At 72.3% G+C, this 15,373-nt stretch carries 13 protein-coding genes; all 13 read right to left on the bottom strand.

Going from position 1 to position 15,373, the window contains the following annotated elements:
* Positions 1-8 precede the first annotated feature (8 nt).
* Positions 9-731 carry a type 1 glutamine amidotransferase gene (locus OU416_RS03335; RefSeq protein ID WP_270925415.1) on the bottom strand — a complete coding sequence of 241 codons (723 nt, stop codon included), beginning with the start codon at positions 729-731 and terminating at the stop codon, positions 9-11.
* Positions 731-2,071, bottom strand: a complete 1,341-nt coding sequence (locus tag OU416_RS03330; RefSeq protein ID WP_270925288.1) for a Mur ligase family protein — start codon at positions 2,069-2,071, stop codon at positions 731-733. The genes OU416_RS03335 and OU416_RS03330 overlap by 1 nt, the downstream gene beginning before the upstream one ends.
* A 63-nt stretch (positions 2,072-2,134) precedes the next feature.
* Positions 2,135-2,314, bottom strand: a complete 180-nt coding sequence (locus OU416_RS03325) for a hypothetical protein (RefSeq protein ID WP_270925287.1) — start codon at positions 2,312-2,314, stop codon at positions 2,135-2,137.
* A 410-nt stretch (positions 2,315-2,724) separates the two neighbouring features.
* Positions 2,725-3,375: a LysM peptidoglycan-binding domain-containing protein gene (locus OU416_RS03320; RefSeq protein WP_270925286.1), complete on the bottom strand. Its 651-nt coding sequence runs from the start codon at positions 3,373-3,375 to the stop codon at positions 2,725-2,727.
* A 575-nt stretch (positions 3,376-3,950) separates the two neighbouring features.
* Positions 3,951-6,284, bottom strand: a complete 2,334-nt coding sequence (locus tag OU416_RS03315; protein WP_270925285.1) for an ABC transporter permease — start codon at positions 6,282-6,284, stop codon at positions 3,951-3,953.
* A complete protein-coding gene (locus OU416_RS03310) occupies positions 6,284-6,961 on the bottom strand; it encodes an ABC transporter ATP-binding protein (RefSeq protein ID WP_270925284.1) in 678 nt (225 codons plus the stop codon). The genes OU416_RS03315 and OU416_RS03310 overlap by 1 nt, the downstream gene beginning before the upstream one ends.
* A complete protein-coding gene (locus OU416_RS03305; RefSeq protein ID WP_270925283.1) occupies positions 6,958-7,482 on the bottom strand; it encodes a PadR family transcriptional regulator in 525 nt (174 codons plus the stop codon). Before OU416_RS03305 ends, OU416_RS03310 begins: the two co-directional genes overlap by 4 nt.
* 67 nt (positions 7,483-7,549) lie before the next feature.
* Positions 7,550-8,413, bottom strand: a complete 864-nt coding sequence (nrfD, locus tag OU416_RS03300) for an NrfD/PsrC family molybdoenzyme membrane anchor subunit (RefSeq protein ID WP_270925282.1) — start codon at positions 8,411-8,413, stop codon at positions 7,550-7,552.
* The gene (locus OU416_RS03295; RefSeq protein WP_270925281.1) at positions 8,410-9,276 is read right to left on the bottom strand and encodes a 4Fe-4S dicluster domain-containing protein; all 867 of its coding nucleotides are present in this window, start codon (positions 9,274-9,276) and stop codon (positions 8,410-8,412) included. Before OU416_RS03295 ends, nrfD begins: the two co-directional genes overlap by 4 nt.
* A complete protein-coding gene (gene fdh, locus OU416_RS03290; protein ID WP_270925280.1) occupies positions 9,273-12,518 on the bottom strand; it encodes a formate dehydrogenase in 3,246 nt (1,081 codons plus the stop codon). The genes OU416_RS03295 and fdh overlap by 4 nt, the downstream gene beginning before the upstream one ends.
* A 139-nt stretch (positions 12,519-12,657) precedes the next feature.
* Positions 12,658-13,284, bottom strand: coding sequence for a pyridoxamine 5'-phosphate oxidase family protein (locus tag OU416_RS03285; protein ID WP_270925279.1), 627 nt, complete (start codon positions 13,282-13,284; stop codon positions 12,658-12,660).
* Between the two features lie 151 nt (positions 13,285-13,435).
* On the bottom strand, positions 13,436-14,479 hold the full coding sequence (locus OU416_RS03280; RefSeq protein ID WP_270925278.1) for a PDR/VanB family oxidoreductase: 1,044 nt from the start codon (positions 14,477-14,479) through the stop codon (positions 13,436-13,438).
* The gene (locus tag OU416_RS03275; protein WP_270925277.1) at positions 14,479-15,360 is read right to left on the bottom strand and encodes a metal-dependent hydrolase; all 882 of its coding nucleotides are present in this window, start codon (positions 15,358-15,360) and stop codon (positions 14,479-14,481) included. Before OU416_RS03275 ends, OU416_RS03280 begins: the two co-directional genes overlap by 1 nt.
* Between the last annotated feature and the right edge of the window lie 13 nt (positions 15,361-15,373).

Here is a 15,373-nt window from a genome sequence, read left to right as displayed (position 1 = left end):
CTGCGGGCTCACTTGCGGTTGCGCACGTGCGGTTTGCTCCGCTCGGCGCGCAGCGCGCGCAGCTCGGGTGGATCCGGGAGCGGCTCCAACGGTTCGCCGATCGCCCACTCCAGCAGCAGATCCGCCAGCCGCGGATTGCGCGCCAGGACCGGACCGTGCATGTAGGTGCACACCACGTGGCCGCGCACCGCACCCTCGGCGGAGTCGTGACCGTTTCCGACGCCGCGCGCGACCCGCCCCAGCGGGCGCGAGTCGGCGCCCACCCGGGTCCGGCCGAGGTGGTTCTCGAACCCGGTCAGCATCCCCACGCCCAGCAACGTCGACTGCGTCGTGATCTCACCGATCGCGCGCCCGTCCCCGGGTTCGGTATCGGCGTCGACGAAGCCGAGCCCCTCGTGCCGCGCGCCGTCGCCGGTGACGAAGCTGGTGCCCAGCACCTGCAACCCGCCGCAGATGCCGAGCACCGGGACGCCCCGGTCCACCGGACCGCCCAGGCCGCGCCCGCGGCGGAGGAACCGCACCGCCGCGACCTGCGCGACGTCCTCTCCCCCGCCGATCAGGTACAGGTCGCAGGACTCCGGGACCGCCTCCGAGGAGGACAGCACCGTCACCGTCTCGCTGTCGATGTTGCGCCACTTCAGCCGCTGCGCCAGCACGATGGCGTTGCCCCGGTCGCCGTAGGTCCCCAGCAGGTCGGGCAGCACCAGCGCCAGCCGGACCCGGTCGCGCATCACGATCGGCTCCGGGCGAGCAGATCGCGGAACGCCGTGTAGTTGGCGATGACGTCGGGAACGCCGTCGCCAGCCCCGGTCAGGGCGTCGTCCACCGTGGTGGCGACGGTGGCCCGGACCCCGGCGTAGTGCAGCCGGACGGCGAGGTCGAGCGCGCGGTCCCCGGCCACCCGCACCGGACGCCCGCTCAGCAGCTCGAAGTCGACGTCCCAGAGCCAGGAGACGTCGTGGCCGTCGGCCTCCCGGCTGTTGACCACCAGCACCAGCGGCTGGTGCTCGGCGGAGACCAGGTCGAGCATCTCCAGCCAGCTCGCCGGGTTCTTCGCCAGCAGCAACCGCGCCGGGCGGCCGGCCAGCCGCACGGTCCCGTAGCGGCCCGCGGCCTGGGTGATCCGCTGGATGCGCTGCACCGCGGCGTTCGGGTCGCAGCCCAGGTGCCCGGCCGCCGCCAGCGCGAAAGTGGCGTTGACCCGGTTGACCTGGCCGGGCAGCGCCAGGTCGAGCTCGCGGCGGGTGCCGTCGGCGGCCACCGCGGCACCGGCGGTGACCGTCCAGTCCGCTTCGGGCCGGGCCAGTCCGCACTCGCAGCGCCAGTCCTGGTCGGCGTCCCCGAGGAACGCTCCGCAGCGCGGGCAGTTCAGCGCGTCGCCCTTCCAGCGGGAGCCGCCGGAGATCCAGGTGACGCCGGGGTGCTCGGCGGCCGCGAAGACGATGTTGGGGTCGTCCCGGTTGGCGATCACCCGTGCGCCGGGTGCCTCGGCGAGGGCGCGGCGCAGGCTCTCGGCCACCGTGCGGATCTCGCCGACCCGGTCCAGCTGATCCCGGCTGAGGTTGAGCAGCAGGATCACCGCCGGCTCGAACTGCGCGGTGACCTGGGCCAGGTGCAGCTCGTCGACCTCCAGCGCGGCGAACGGCGCGTTGGGCTGCGTCATCAGCGCGGCGACGTGCCCGTCGAGCATGTTCGCGCCGGTGGCGTTGCTGACCGCCGGAGCTCGCGAACGCAGCGCCTCGGCGACCATCCGGGTGGTGGTGGTCTTGCCGTTGGTACCGGTCACCATGACCACGCGGCGGCCCACCGCCAGTCGGCGCAGCGCCTGCGGCTGCAGGCTCAGCGCGAGCCTGCCGCCGATCATCGCGCCGCTGCCCATGCCGAGCCGCCGGGACATCGCGGCGGCCAGCCGGCCGAGGTCGATCGCGATGGTGGTCCGCAGATCGAGCCGGTGCGCGCCGCGAGGCGGCGGCACGGGCGCGGGCACGACCTGCCAGCGCTGCTGCTCCGCCGGTGCCCGCTGCCCGGATGTCGGCTCGACCGCCCCGGTGTCCCGCGTGGTCTCGGCCATGCACCCCTCCCCCCTCGGCACCCGCCGCGGGCGGGCTTCCCAGGTCGGCTCGGGACCGGCGCGTCACCACCACTCGGCCGCACTCGGGCGCGCCGTCCGTCGCTTCTTCGCCAGTGTCGCCCGGGATCGGCGAAACAGCGCGACGATCAGCAGCAGGACACCGGCGGCGATCGCCGCTGGTCCCACCCAGCTGTGCAAGGCGCTGGTCAGCTCCGCCAGCGCCGCCTGGTGATCGGTGGACATCGTGGTGCCCCTCCTTCCCCGTCGGCTCGGGAGCCCGGCCGGTGAGCCGGACCCGCTCGCCGCACATGATCCGGCCGCGAGCGGGCGATCAGGGGTCCTGACATGCCGGGGAATCGCCCGATTCGGGGACTTCGCGCGTCCGTCGCCGGCCGTCCGCGACCGGCGATCATCGCGAGGATCGTTCACGCTCGGCGTGCACCCGGCGGCGGGGAGGAGTCGGTATGACGCAGCTGCTGCTGTTGATCGCACTGGGCGGGATCGCGTTGGCCGGGATCGGCTGGACCGCGTGGGACATCCGCTCCGACATGCGCCGGCGCAAGCCGTGAGATGCGCTGGAAGCACAAGGAACCCCGCCGGAGAGAGGCAGGCGGGGTTCCTTGTTGATCACCTGGTCGCGCGGACCGGGTGGGTCACTTCACGGTCAGCTGCTGACCCGGGAAGATGAGGTTCGCGTCGCTGATCACGTCGCGGTTCTTGTCGAAGATCGACTGCCACTCGACGCCGACCTTCGCACCGATCGTGCTCAGCGTGTCGCCGGCCTGCACGGTGTAGGCGCCCTCGACCGACACGGTCTTCTTGACCTGCGTCTTGGTCTCGGTCTTGACCTGCGGCTTGGTCTTGGTGGTGGTCTTCGGGGTGACCTTCTTGGTCGTGCCGCCGGAGGCCACGTCCTGGTGCTCGGCACCGCCGCCCTTGGTCAGGCCGGCCTTCTTCGAGCACACCGGCCAGGCGCCGGGGCCCTGCCCCTGGAGCACGCGCTCGGCGACCGCGATCTGCTGCGCCTTGGTGGCCTGCGAGGCGTTCGAGGCGTAGCTGGTGCCGCCGTAGGAGGCCCAGGTGGAGGCGCTGAACTGCAGGCCGCCGTAGTAGCCGTTGCCGGTGTTGATCGACCAGTTGCCGCCGCTCTCGCACTTCGCGACGGCGTCCCAGGTGGACTCGGACGCGGCGTTGGCCGGTGCGGTGAGGGCGAACGGGGCGGCGACGACCGCGCCGGCCAGCGCCACGCGGGCGATGTTGCGACCGGTGGCGGACTTGCGGTGCTTGCCTCGCGAGATTGCCATGTTTCGTCTCCAGCAACGCCTGCGCTGGCACCGGTGGCGGCGTGCCGGGTCCGATCGGGGTCGGCCCGGCGAGTGCTGCCGCCGCGGTGGTCAGGTCCCTGCCCCTGATGCGTGTCGGGGGTCGAGAAGCCCGCCGGGACAGGGTTCGGCGCTGCGGACTTCCGGTCTTGCTGCGTCGGCTTCGGGGGTGCCGACGAGGGGCCACGCTACGTAGCGAGTTTCCGCAGACCAAACCATCGGCGAGTGGCCATCGTCATAGAAACGCCGACAAGATCGGCGCGATGTCGCCGTTTCCGCAGCTCGGATCCTGATCGTGCGACGCGGGGAAAATCCAAAGCCGATCACCCAGGGTGAGACATGAGCCACGACTCACCCGATCGAGCGAGTACCGAGCGCAATCAACCGCATCCGATCAGTTCCGGACGCAGCCGAAAACGCCGCGAGCACAAGGACTCGCGGCGTTTTCGCATCCTCCGGTTCATGCACCGATGTCCGGATTTATTTCTGTCAGCACTGAAATTGTGGACATCGTCGATCCTGCGGGCGCGTCCCTCGGTGGACGCGCCCGCGCCCGATCACTCCGTGCGCAGCCCCTCCGGCGCGGCGGCCCGGGTCGCCGCGGGCAGGGTCAGCACGGTGACCACCAGGACCGACGCGGCCGCGAAGGCGAACAGGCCGAGCATCCCGGGCACGTCCACGACGACCGGGCCCTTGCTGGAGACCAGCACGACCAGCACTCCGAGCAGCAGACCGGTGACCGCGGCGAGCGCGGTGGCCACCAGCATCGGAACTGCGTTCTGCAGCAGCAGGGACCACGCCATCGTCCGGCGCGGCACCCCGACCGCGCCCAGCACGGCCATCGGTCGGCGCCGTTCCTGGATCTGCTCGGCGGCCGAGACGAACACACTGCACCCGATCAGCGCGAACACCGCCAGCGCTCCCGTCAGCAGCACCACCTGGACGGCGGTCATCGCCGCCTCCCGCTCCAGTTCCGGTACCGCCCTGGGCGAGCCCATCGCGTTGCTGGTCGTCGGTTCGATCAGGTGCGCCGCAGCGATGTTGCGGACGCGCTCGACGACGTCGGGCGCCACCGACGGGGCGAGTTCGGCATCGATGCTGACCTGCCGGGCGAGATCCGCCAGGCCGCCCGCCGCGGCGGGCGTGACCAGCAGTTCCCGTCCACCGTCCGGCAAGATCCCGACCGGACGCACTGTGCTGGGAACGCTCCAGGTGGCCAGCTGGTCCCGGGTCGGCCTGCTGGTCGCGCCGTAGTAGCTGTCGATCAGGTGCAGCGTCGCACCGGCGAGATGATCGACGCGCTGGTCCGGGACGGCGGCGAAGACGTCACCGTCCGCGCAGTCCGGCACCGGGGCGAGCTCGCGGATCTGCGCGCAGTCCACGACGCGCACGGTCCACGAGGAGTACTCGCCGTCGCTGGCTTGAATGGACGAGTCGTTCACGCGCGCGTCGAGAACCCCGGGCAGCGCCTGCAGTTCGCGCACCGCCGTCGGCACGGCAGCCGGGTCCTCCGGCAGCCCGCCCATGATCGTCATCCGGCCGCCCGCGCTGGCCTCCGGTCCCGGAGCGCGGCTCGGTTCCGAGGCGATCACGGTTGCGAGGAGCGTTTGCAGCGCGATCACGCCGGTCACCACCACCGCGATGGCGCTGACCGCACGCGCAGCGGTGCCGCTGGTCAGCTGGAGCCGCCGCACCGCGAGCTGCCACGCAGTGGAACCACCACCGCCCAGCCGGCCCGCGAATCGCTCGACGCACCACGGCAGCACCAACGGGACACCGGCGAGCACCAGCACGACAGACGCGATGAACAGCTGGAGCGCCGGCTGACCGGAGATGCCGTCCAGACCGATGAACACCAGGCCCGCCATGCCCGTCACGACCGGCACCACTCGCCAGAGCAGCTTCCGCGGCCGCGCCGTGGCCCGGCGCGTGACCTGCAGGGGTTCGGCGATACCGCGGCGCAGAGCGCCGATCGTGACCAGCGCCGCCAGCGCGGGGAGCCCGATGGTGACCAGCGCGGCCAGCCACCAGACCGGTCGCACGTACGAGCTGAAGAGCGAGTACTCGCCCATCGAGATGCCGTCGACCGCCGGTTTCACCAGCTCGAACAGCACCCAGCCCAGTGCGACTCCGAGCACCGCCCCGGCCATGGACTCCCCCGCCGCCATCCGGCGCACCTGGGTTCCGGTGGCGCCGACGAGCCGCATCGCCGCCAGCCGCCGCTGCCGGGCCGCCTCGGCGAGCCGGGCGGTGGCCGCGACGTAGACCACGATCGGCACCAGCAGCACCGCGACGCCCAGTGCCAGCACGAGCTGGAGGTGGCCGTCCAGTTCCGCCTCGACCGTCGTGGACTCCCCGAACCGCTCGGAGACGCCGTTCACCTGGTGGCTTCGCGGTGACAACGAGTCGGTGCCCGCGTAGTAGAACAGCTCCTTCATGCCGACCAGGCCGTCCTGGCCGATGACCCCGGTGATCTCGGCGGGCAGCCGGGGCCGCAGCAGCTCGCCCTCCGGGCTCTGCAGGAGTTTCTGCAGAGCTGGGGAGACCACCGCCTCGCCCGGTGCGGGATTGCGCGTCAGCCCCGGCGCCACCGGCGCGTCCGGACGCAGGTCCTGCAGTTGCAGCCCTTGGATGAAGCGGTCGCCGAACTGCACCGCCGGTGTGTTGGCGACCAGCACGCCGACCCCGGGAGCGTCCGCGGCGGCGACCGGGTCGCGCATGTTCTCGCGCTCGATCCGCGCGGAGTGGATGTTGGGCACCGACGCGGCGCCGAGCAGCACCACGACGCCGAGCGCGATGCCCAGCGAGGTCACCACCAGTCGTCCCCAGGGGCGGTGGCCGGTGAACGCCAGCCGGAAGCCGAAGGCCAGGTCCTGCAGCCAGTTCGTCATCAGGACACCTCGGCGAGTTCGGTGCTGCCGTCGCGGAGCACGACTTCCCGGTCGGCGTAGGCCGCCACCCGCGGTTCGTGGGTCACCAGCAGCACCGCTGCTCCGGTGTCCCGCGCGGCGCGGGTGAGCAGGCCCATCACCTGCTCGCCGCCGACGGAGTCCAGCGCTCCGGTGGGCTCGTCGGCGAAGACCACCGTCGGCTCGGCGACCAGCGCTCGCGCCAGCGCGGCCCGCTGGCTCTGGCCGCCGGAGATGTCCCCGGGCCGGGAGTTCGCGATCCCGGCGATGCCGAGCTCCGCCAGCCAGGAGGCGGCCTTCGCCTCGGCCGCCCGGCGCTTGGCGCCGCCCAGGCGCAGCGGCAGGGCCACGTTCTCCCGCACGGTCAGCTCCGGCACCAGCTGGCCGAACTGGAAGACGAAGCCGAACTCGTCGCGGCGCAGGGTGCTGCGCTGATCGTCGGTGAGCTCGGTCAGCTCGGTGCCCCGGTACCGGATCCGGCCGGAATCGGGCCGCCGGATCCCGGCCAGGCAGTGCAGCAGCGTCGACTTGCCGGAACCGGAGGATCCCATGACCGCCACGACCTCCCCCGCCTCGACCGAGAGCCCGGCGCCGCGCAGTGCGGGGGTGGGCCCGAAGGACAGGTGCAGATCCGCACCGGACAGCAGCGGTTCGGTCACGGGGAGACCTCCTTGGTGAGCGGTTCGAGTCGGGTCACGGCCAGCTCCAGCCAGCGCAGATCGGCCTCCAGGTGGAACAGCGCGTAGTCGTGCACCAGCTGTTCACCGGGTTCGGCGGCGGTCTTGCGGCGGGTCAGCTCGCGCATCCGGGCGAGGTGCGCGCGGCGCTGGGCGTCGAGCACCGCGGTGGCGTCGCGACCGGAGCGGACCGCGAGGACGATCTTGGTGTAGAGGGTGTTGTGCAGCTCGGCGACGGGCTTCTCCGGCGTGCTCAGCCACTCCTCCAGCCGCTGCCGGCCGGACTCGGTGATCGAGTAGCGCTTGCGGTCGGGCCCGTCGCCGGACTCCACTCCGTCGACCTCGACCAGGCCGTCGCGCAGCAGCCGGGACAGCGTCGAGTAGACCTGTCCGTAGGCCAGCGACTTGGCGTGCCCGAAGTCGGCGTCGTAAGCCCGTTTGAGGTCGTATCCGTAACCGGGGCCACCCTCCAGCAACCCCAGCATGGTGAGACCGATCGACATGCGAGCGACTATACATCCGGTGTATATACCCGGTGTATAGATCTCCCCCGAAAGTGGAAAGTGCTGGTCAGGAGGCGCGCTGCGGCTGCACGGTGTAGCGGGGATCGCGCGCCGACGCGCGACCGGCCTCGAAGATCCCGTACCTGGTGGCCGCCGCCGCGGCGTTCAAGCAGAGCCCCGAGGCGACGCGCGCGGTCCTGCTCCGGCCGGCCAGCGCTGCCGCGCCCAGACCGAGGCAGGTCAGCGTCCGGGCGGCGCGCAGCACCGTTCCGGCCCTCCCCTGCTGGTAGACCTCGCCGACCAGTCCTGCGCCGCGGTGCATCCGGCGGGCCGCCGCCAGCTCCAGCACCGCACCCGCGATCGCCATCCGCCGCGCGGGCGCGGCCTCCTCCGGCGCGGCGAGCATCCCGACGGCCCCGGCGCTGGACACCGCGCTCCCGGCGAAGACGAACGGCAGCTCCCGGTACGCCGCGTGCCAACCGGGCACGGCCGTGTCGGCCAGCAGCACCGCGGTGTAGGTCGTCATCGCGGGCGCGAGCACACCGGCGGCAGCCGCCGCGGCTCGTCCCGCTCGGGGCAGTCGGCCGGTCAGCTCACTGGCCGCCGCCGCGCCGGACAGTGCCGAGAACGGCGCCAGGATCCAGGATCCGACGCTCAGCGGGGAGGTCGGCTTGAACACCCGCAGCATGTTCAGGAACCGCATCGGCCGCCCGAGGTCGTGGACCAGCGCTGCGACGCTGGCGGTCGCGCCCACTGCGGCGGCCAGCCGGCCGGCACCGGCCAACCGGTCCCGGCCGGTGAGATCGGCCAGCAGCGCCATGGTCGACGACGCTCCGGCGAGGCCGCCGAGGTAGAGGTAGAGCGGCACGTCCGGCACCTTCCACACCGGCGGTTTGAGCACCGGGCGGCCGTAGTAGGACTCCGCCGTCACCGCTTCCTCCCCAGGAAGCACCCGGCGATCACCGCGACCGCGGTCACCGCCGCGCCCGCCGCGTGCCGCCACATCGACGGCAGGTCCCGCGTGGTCACCACCGGGTCCGGCGGCAGCCCGTAGACCTCCGGCTCGTCCAGCAGCAGGAAGAACGCACCGGTTCCGCCGACGCCGTCGTCGGGGTCCTGCCCGTAGAGCCGGGCACCGGTGATCCCCTGCTCGTGCAGCTCGGACACCCGCAGCTCGGCGCGTTCGCGCAGCTCGTCGAGCGGCCCGTACTGGATCGACTCCGTCGGGCAGGCCGTCGCGCAGGCGGGCATCAGCCCGGCGCCCAGCCGGTCGTGGCACATCGTGCACTTGGCCGCGCCGCCGGTGTCCGGCCGGATGTCGATCACCCCGTACGGGCAGGCGGGCACGCAGTAGCCGCAGCCGTTGCACACGTCGTCCTGGACCAGCACCGTGCCGTGCTCGGTGCGGATCAGCGCTCCGGTCGGGCAGACGTCCAGGCACGCGGCGTGCGTGCAGTGCTTGCAGACGTCCGAGGACATCAGCCATCGCACCTGGTCACCACCCATCCCGGGCATGCCCAGATCCACAGTGGACTCCTGCTCGACGAAGGCGACGTGCCGCCAGGTGGTGGCGCCCAGGGCACCGGTGTTGTCGTAGGACATGCCGGTGAGGTCCAGGCCGTCCTCGGGCAGCAGGTTCCACTCCTTGCAGGCGACCTCGCACGCCTTGCAGCCGATGCACACGCTGGTGTCGGTGAAGAACCCGACGCGCTCGGGGTGACCGGGCGGGTAGCCGGCATCGCCCGCCGGGTCGGCCAGCGGTCCGCTCAACCGGTTCCGGGCCACAGGGCTCATCTCCCTCCGCGTTCCGGGTCGTCGGCGTGCTCCACGCCGGTGCGCTCGGTGACCCCCGCCCGCCTGCGGTAGTCCTCGACCAGGCGGCGCAGTGCCGCGCCGCGCGGCCGCCGCCCCGGGCGGATGTCGCAGGCTCCCGCCTTGGTCTCCATGATGTGCACGTTGGGGTCCAGCGCCACGTTGATCAGCTCGTTCGCGGCGTCGCCCGTGGTCAGCCCGTTCGGGCCCCAGTGCCACGGGATGCCGATCTGGTGCACCGCGCGCTCGCCCAGCCGCAGCGGCCGCAGCCGGGCGGTGACCAGCACCCGGCCCTCGATTGCGCTGCGCGCGGTGATCACGGTCGCCCAGCCCAGGTGCCGCAGCCCGCGCTCGGCCGCCAGCTGCGGGGAGATCTCCAGGAACATCGCCGGGGCGAGCTCCGCCAGGTGCGCCAGCCACCGGCTCATGCCGCCCGCGGTGTGGTGCTCGGTGAGCCGGAACGTGGTGAACACGCAGGGGAACACCGCGCTGCCCGGTTCCAGTCCGCTGGGCTGGTAGCGGTTCTCCGGGCGGGCGAACACCTGCCGCGCCGGATTGCGCTGCTGGGCGGGGTGGACGCGGTTGGCCAGCGGCGATTCCTGCGGTTCGTAGTGGGCGGGCAGCGGCCCGTCCACCAGCCCGGACGGGGCGTAGAGCCAGCCGCGGCCGTCGCTCTGCATGATGAACGGCTCGGTGCCCGCGATGCCCTCCGGGCCGGTCGCCCCCGGTGCGGGCACGTGGTCCGGGCGCTTCGTGCGGTCGAAGTCGGGCACGTCGTGGCCGGTCCACTCGCCGCGCTGGTCGTCCCACCAGACGTAGGCCTTGCGATCGCTCCACGGCCGGCCGTCCGGGTCCGCCGACGCGCGGTTGTAGAGCAGGCGGCGGTTGGCCGGCCACGCCCAGCCCCACTCCGGGGCCACCCAGGACTGCTCGGCACCCGGTCGGCGGCGGGCGGCCTGGTTGACGCCGTCGGCGAAGACACCGCAGTAGATCCAGCACCCGCAGCTGGTGGAACCGTCCGCGCGCAGCTGGGTGTAGGACGACAGCGGTGCGCCGTCGGCGCCGGTGCCGTTGATCTCCCGCAGCACTGCCGCGGCGCTGGGCTCGCCGATCGGGCCCTCGGTCGGGTAGTCCCAGGTCAGCTCCAGCAGCGGGCGGTCGCGCTCGGCGTCCTGCGCCTTCTGCCGCAGCCGCCGTCCCAGGTGGTAGAAGAACCACAGGTCGCTGCGCTGGTCACCGGTGGGTTCGACGGCCTTGTGGTGCCACTGCAGCAGCCGCTGGGTGTTGGTGAAGGTGCCGTCCTTCTCGGTGTGCGCGGCCGCGGGCAGGAAGAAGACCTCGGTGCCGATGTCCTCGGTGCGCAGCTCGCCGCTCTCGATCTCCGGGCCGTCCTGCCAGAAGGTCGCCGTCTCGACCAGGTTGAGGTCGCGCACCACCAGCCAGTCCAGGTTGGCCAGGCCCAGCCGCTGCTGGCGGGCGTTGGCGGTGCCCACGGCCGGGTTCTCGCCGACCACGAAGTAGCCCCGGCAGCGGCCTTCGATCTGCTCGACCACCGTCTGGAAGGTGCCGTGATCGCCGGTGATCCTCGGCAACCGGTCGAAGCAGAAGTCGTTGTCGGCGGTGGCGTGCTCGCCCCACCACGCCTTGAGCAGGCTCACCAGGTAGGCGCGCACGTTGGCCCAGTAGCCGCGGGCCTGCTCGTCCGGCGCGACGTAGGCCTCCACGTCGGAGTCGGCCTCGGCGTGCGGCATCGGGAGGTAACCGGGCAGCAGGTTGAACAGGGTCGGGATGTCGGTCGAGCCCTGGATGCTGGCGTGCCCGCGCAGCGCCAGGACTCCCCCGCCCGGACGGCCGATGTTGCCCAGCAGCAGCTGCAGGATCGACGCGGCGCGGATGTACTGCACGCCGACGGTGTGCTGCGTCCAGCCGACCGAGTAGACCACCGCCGTGGTGCGGTCCCGGCCGGAATTGGCCACCAGCTGCTCGGCGACCCACGCGAAGTCCGCGCGCGGCACGCCGCAGACCTCCTCCACCAGCTCCGGCGTGTAGCGGGCGTAATGCCGCTTGAGCAGCTGGAACACGCAGCGCGGGTGTTGCAGCGTCGGATCGGTGCGGGCTCTGCCGTGGTAGACCGGGCCGCCGGAACCGGTGGTCTCGGGGCCGTGCGGTTTCGTCGGGACCTCGGGGCCGTGCCCGCCGACCGACGGGACCGCGGCGCTGCCCTCGTACTGCCAGCTGGTCGTGTCGTAGCTGCCGACCTCGGCGTCGAGGCCGGAGAAGACGCCCTCCAGGTCCTCGGTGTCGCGGAAGTCCTCGCCGACGATCATCGACGCGTTGGTGTAGGCGGCCACGTAGTCGTGGAACTGCGCGCCGGTGGTCAGCACGTGGTTGATCAGCGCGCCGAGGAACACGATGTCGCTGCCCGCGCGCAGCGGGACGTGCCGGTGCGCCAGCGCCGAGGTGCGGGTGAAGCGCGGGTCGACGTGGACGACCGTGGCACCGCGCCGCTTGGCCTCCACCACCCACTGGAAGCCGACCGGGTGCGCCTCGGCCATGTTGGACCCCTGGATCAGGATGCAGTCGGCGTTGACGAGGTCCTGCTGGAAGGTGGTGGCGCCGCCGCGCCCGAAGGAGGTGCCCAGACCGGGCACCGTGGAGGAGTGTCAAATGCGCGCCTGGTTCTCCACCTGGATCGCACCGAGGGCGGTGTAGAGCTTCTTCATGAGGTAGTTCTCCTCGTTGTCGAGGGTCGCTCCTCCGAGGCTCGCGATGCCCGTCGTGCGGCGCAGCGGACGTCCGTCGACGTCGGTGTCCTGCCAGGTGGCGGCCCGGGTGGCCAGCACCCGGTCGGCGATCATGTCCAGCGCGGTGTCCAGGTCGAGGTCCTCCCAGCCGGTGCCGTGCGGGCGGCGGTAGCGGACCTTGGTCTGCCGCAGCGGCGAGGTCACCAGTTCCCGGCTGGCCGAACCCTTCGGGCACAGCCGGCCGCGGCTGATCGGCGAATCGGGATCGCCCTCGATCTGGGTCACCGCGCCGTCCTGGACGAAGACCCGCTGGCCGCAGCCGACCGCGCAGTACGGGCACACCGAGCGCACCACCGCGTCGGCGTCCTGGGTGCGCGCCCGCCGGGCGTCGGTGCGCGCCGAGCGGGCCGCCAGGCCCCTGCCCAGCGGATCCGCACCGGTCAGCTGCCGGAGCACCGGCCAGCCGAGCCATTCCGCCATCGGATACCTCCCTGCGCACGTGCTCCCAGGAGAAACCCGATGGCCGACGGGTGCAAACCGGTCACCGGAAGACGGCTTCGCGCACCGCGCGAACGGGCCGGTGCCGCATCTGCAACCGAGACGGCCGCTGGCGGAAGCCTCAGTAGAGGCGTTCGGCGTAGCTGGGGCCGTAGTAGCGCTCGAGTTCGGCGATCGAATCGTCCGGGCGCTCCAGGAGCTTCGCGATCTGCGGCCGGGACGGGACCGAATCCGGTTGCCAGGACTCGGGTTTCCACAGTCCGGAGCGCAGGAACGCCTTGGCGCAGTGGTGGAACACCTCGTCGATGTCCACCACCAGCGCCAGCACCGGCCGGTGCCCCTTGACCACCATGTCGTCGAAGAACGGCGCGTCGCGCACCAGCCGGGCCCGGCCGTTGATGCGCAGGGTGTCGCCGCGACCGGGCACGAAGAAGATCAGCCCGACGTGCGGGTTGGACAGCACGTTGCGGAAGCCGTCGGCGCGCCGGTTGCCCGGACGCTCCGGGATCGCGATCGTGCGCTCGTCCAGGACCTGGACGAACCCGGCGGGATCGCCCTTGGGCGAGACGTCGCAGGTGCCGTCGGCGGCGGAGGTCGCGATCAAGCAGAACGGCGAGGCCGCCAGCCACTGGCGGTCCACCTCGTGCAGCGCGCCGCGCGCCTTGTCCCGGACCCTGGGCAGCGGTTCGCCGACCACGTCCCGCAATTCCGCTTCCGAAGTGATCTCCACCAGCCCGGTGAGCGCCACGAAATCCTCCCGAGATCGACTGTCCCGACCCTACGCCGCACCGCCGGGCAGCTCCGCTCGCTGCACCGATCCTGCGCTGAAAATCACGTGGCCCACGCGCACGACACCGAGGACGATTCCACCGGCTGAAGCAACCGGTCGAGTGGCGCGCTTACAGGTCGAGCACCACGTGGCCCTCGGAGCGGGACACGCAGATCGCCATGTGATCACCGGCCGCCCGGCCCCGGTGCTCCACCTCCCCGTCGAGGACGCGGACGTGGCAGGTGCCGCAGAAGCCCTGGCGGCACGAGAACGACACCTGCGGCAGCACCTCGGTGATGGCCTCCAGCGCCGAGCGGTCCGCGGGCACCTGCACGGTGCGCCCGGTGCGGGCGAGTTCGACGGTGAACGGCCTGCCGTCGTTGATCGGCGGTGCCGAGAACCGTTCCCAGTGCAGCGAATCGGCCGCGCTGCCCGGCAGGTCCACCCGCACGCCGGTGATCATCGGGATCGGCCCGCAGCAGTACACCGCGGCACCTGGCGGGGTGTGCTCGAGCAGTTCCGCGCCGGATGCCGGGATGCCGAACTCGGTGTCCGGGCGGATCCACACCCGTGCCGGGTCCAGCTCGGACAGCTCGTCGAGGAACGGCATCGATTCCCGCGACCGTCCGGTGTGGACCAGCCGCCAGTCCGCACCGCGCGCCGCCGCGGTGCGCACCATCGGCAGGATCGGCGTGATGCCGATGCCGCCGGCGATGAACAGGTACTTCTCCGCCGTGATGAACGGGAAGGCGTTGCGGGGCCCGCGAGCGGTGATCCGGCTCCCCGGCCGCAGCACGTCGTGGACCTCGCGGGAGCCGCCCGCACCGTCGGCGATGCGCCGCACCGCGATCCGGTAGGAGCGCCGGTCGCCCGGCTGGCCGCACAGCGAGTACTGGCGGGTGCGCCCCGACGGCAGCACGAGGTCCAGGTGCGCGCCCGGCTGCCAGGCCGGGAGCAGCCCGTCGCCGACCAGCCGCAGGCCGACCACGTCGTCGGCCTCGGCCCGGACCTCGGCGACCTCCAGCCGGAGGTCGCGGTCCACCGGCGTGACCGGTCGTCTGCGGCTGTTGCGCTGCAACCACTCCATGCCGACGGCCACCTTGTCCAGCGCCCACAGGAAGCGGTCCGGCCCGCTGCCGTTGAGCGACCGCGGCACCGCACGAGCTCCGGCCATCAGTGCTCCGCCGCCTGCGCTGCCGGGGACTTGGCCAGGTAGGCGATCGCCTGGCTGGTCGATCCGTGCTGCGACGGGTGGTAGGACCTCCGGAAGTAGGCGGGGATCGAGCGCAGCATCTGCCAGTAGCTGGGCGTGAGGCCGAGGCGGCCGGTGCGCAGCATGTCCCGCCAGCGCGGCTTGCGGCGGCCGCGCAGCACCGGGTCGGCGGCCATCAGGTACTTCACGCCGCGCACCCACAGCACGCCGAGGACCACCATCGCGATCACCATCGCGTGGCAGCGCCGCAGGTAGCTGCCGTCGACGTGCGTGTAGAGGTCGTAGGCCACCGAGCGGTGCTCGACCTCCTCGGCGCCGTGCCAGCGCAGCAGGTCGAGCATGGTCGGGTCGGCGCCGGCCGCGTCCAGGCCCTTCGCGTCGAGCACCCACTGGCCGAGGAACGCCGTGTAGTGCTCGATGGCCGCGATCATCGCCAGCCGCTGCACCAGCCACGACTCGGCGCGCCTGCCGCCGTAGGGCCGGTCGCCGAGCACCTTGCGGAACATCCAGCCGACCTGCTCGACGTAGGGCCGGGTGTCCATGCCGTGGGCGTCGAAGTGGTCCAGCACGCCCTGGTGCGACTCGGCGTGCATCGCCTCCTGGCCGACGAAGCCGCGCACGTCCTCCAGCAGCTGGTCGTCCTTGATCAGCGGCAGCGCCTGCTTGAAGACCTCGACGAACCAGCGCTCGCCCTCGGGCAGCACCAGGTGCAGGAAGTTGATCACGTGGGTGGCGAAGGGCTCACCGGGGATCCAGTGCATCGGCAGCGTCGACCAGTCGAACTCCACGTCGCGCGCCTGCAGCACGACGCGGTCCGGCTCGCCCGGATCGGTGTGGGACATGCTCCGGCCTCCT

The organism is Saccharopolyspora indica, assembly GCF_027853965.1.
GTDB classification, from domain to species: domain Bacteria; phylum Actinomycetota; class Actinomycetes; order Mycobacteriales; family Pseudonocardiaceae; genus Saccharopolyspora; species Saccharopolyspora indica.
Note: the sequence above shows the minus strand (reverse complement) of the source record. Positions and strands in the feature narration are given on the sequence as shown.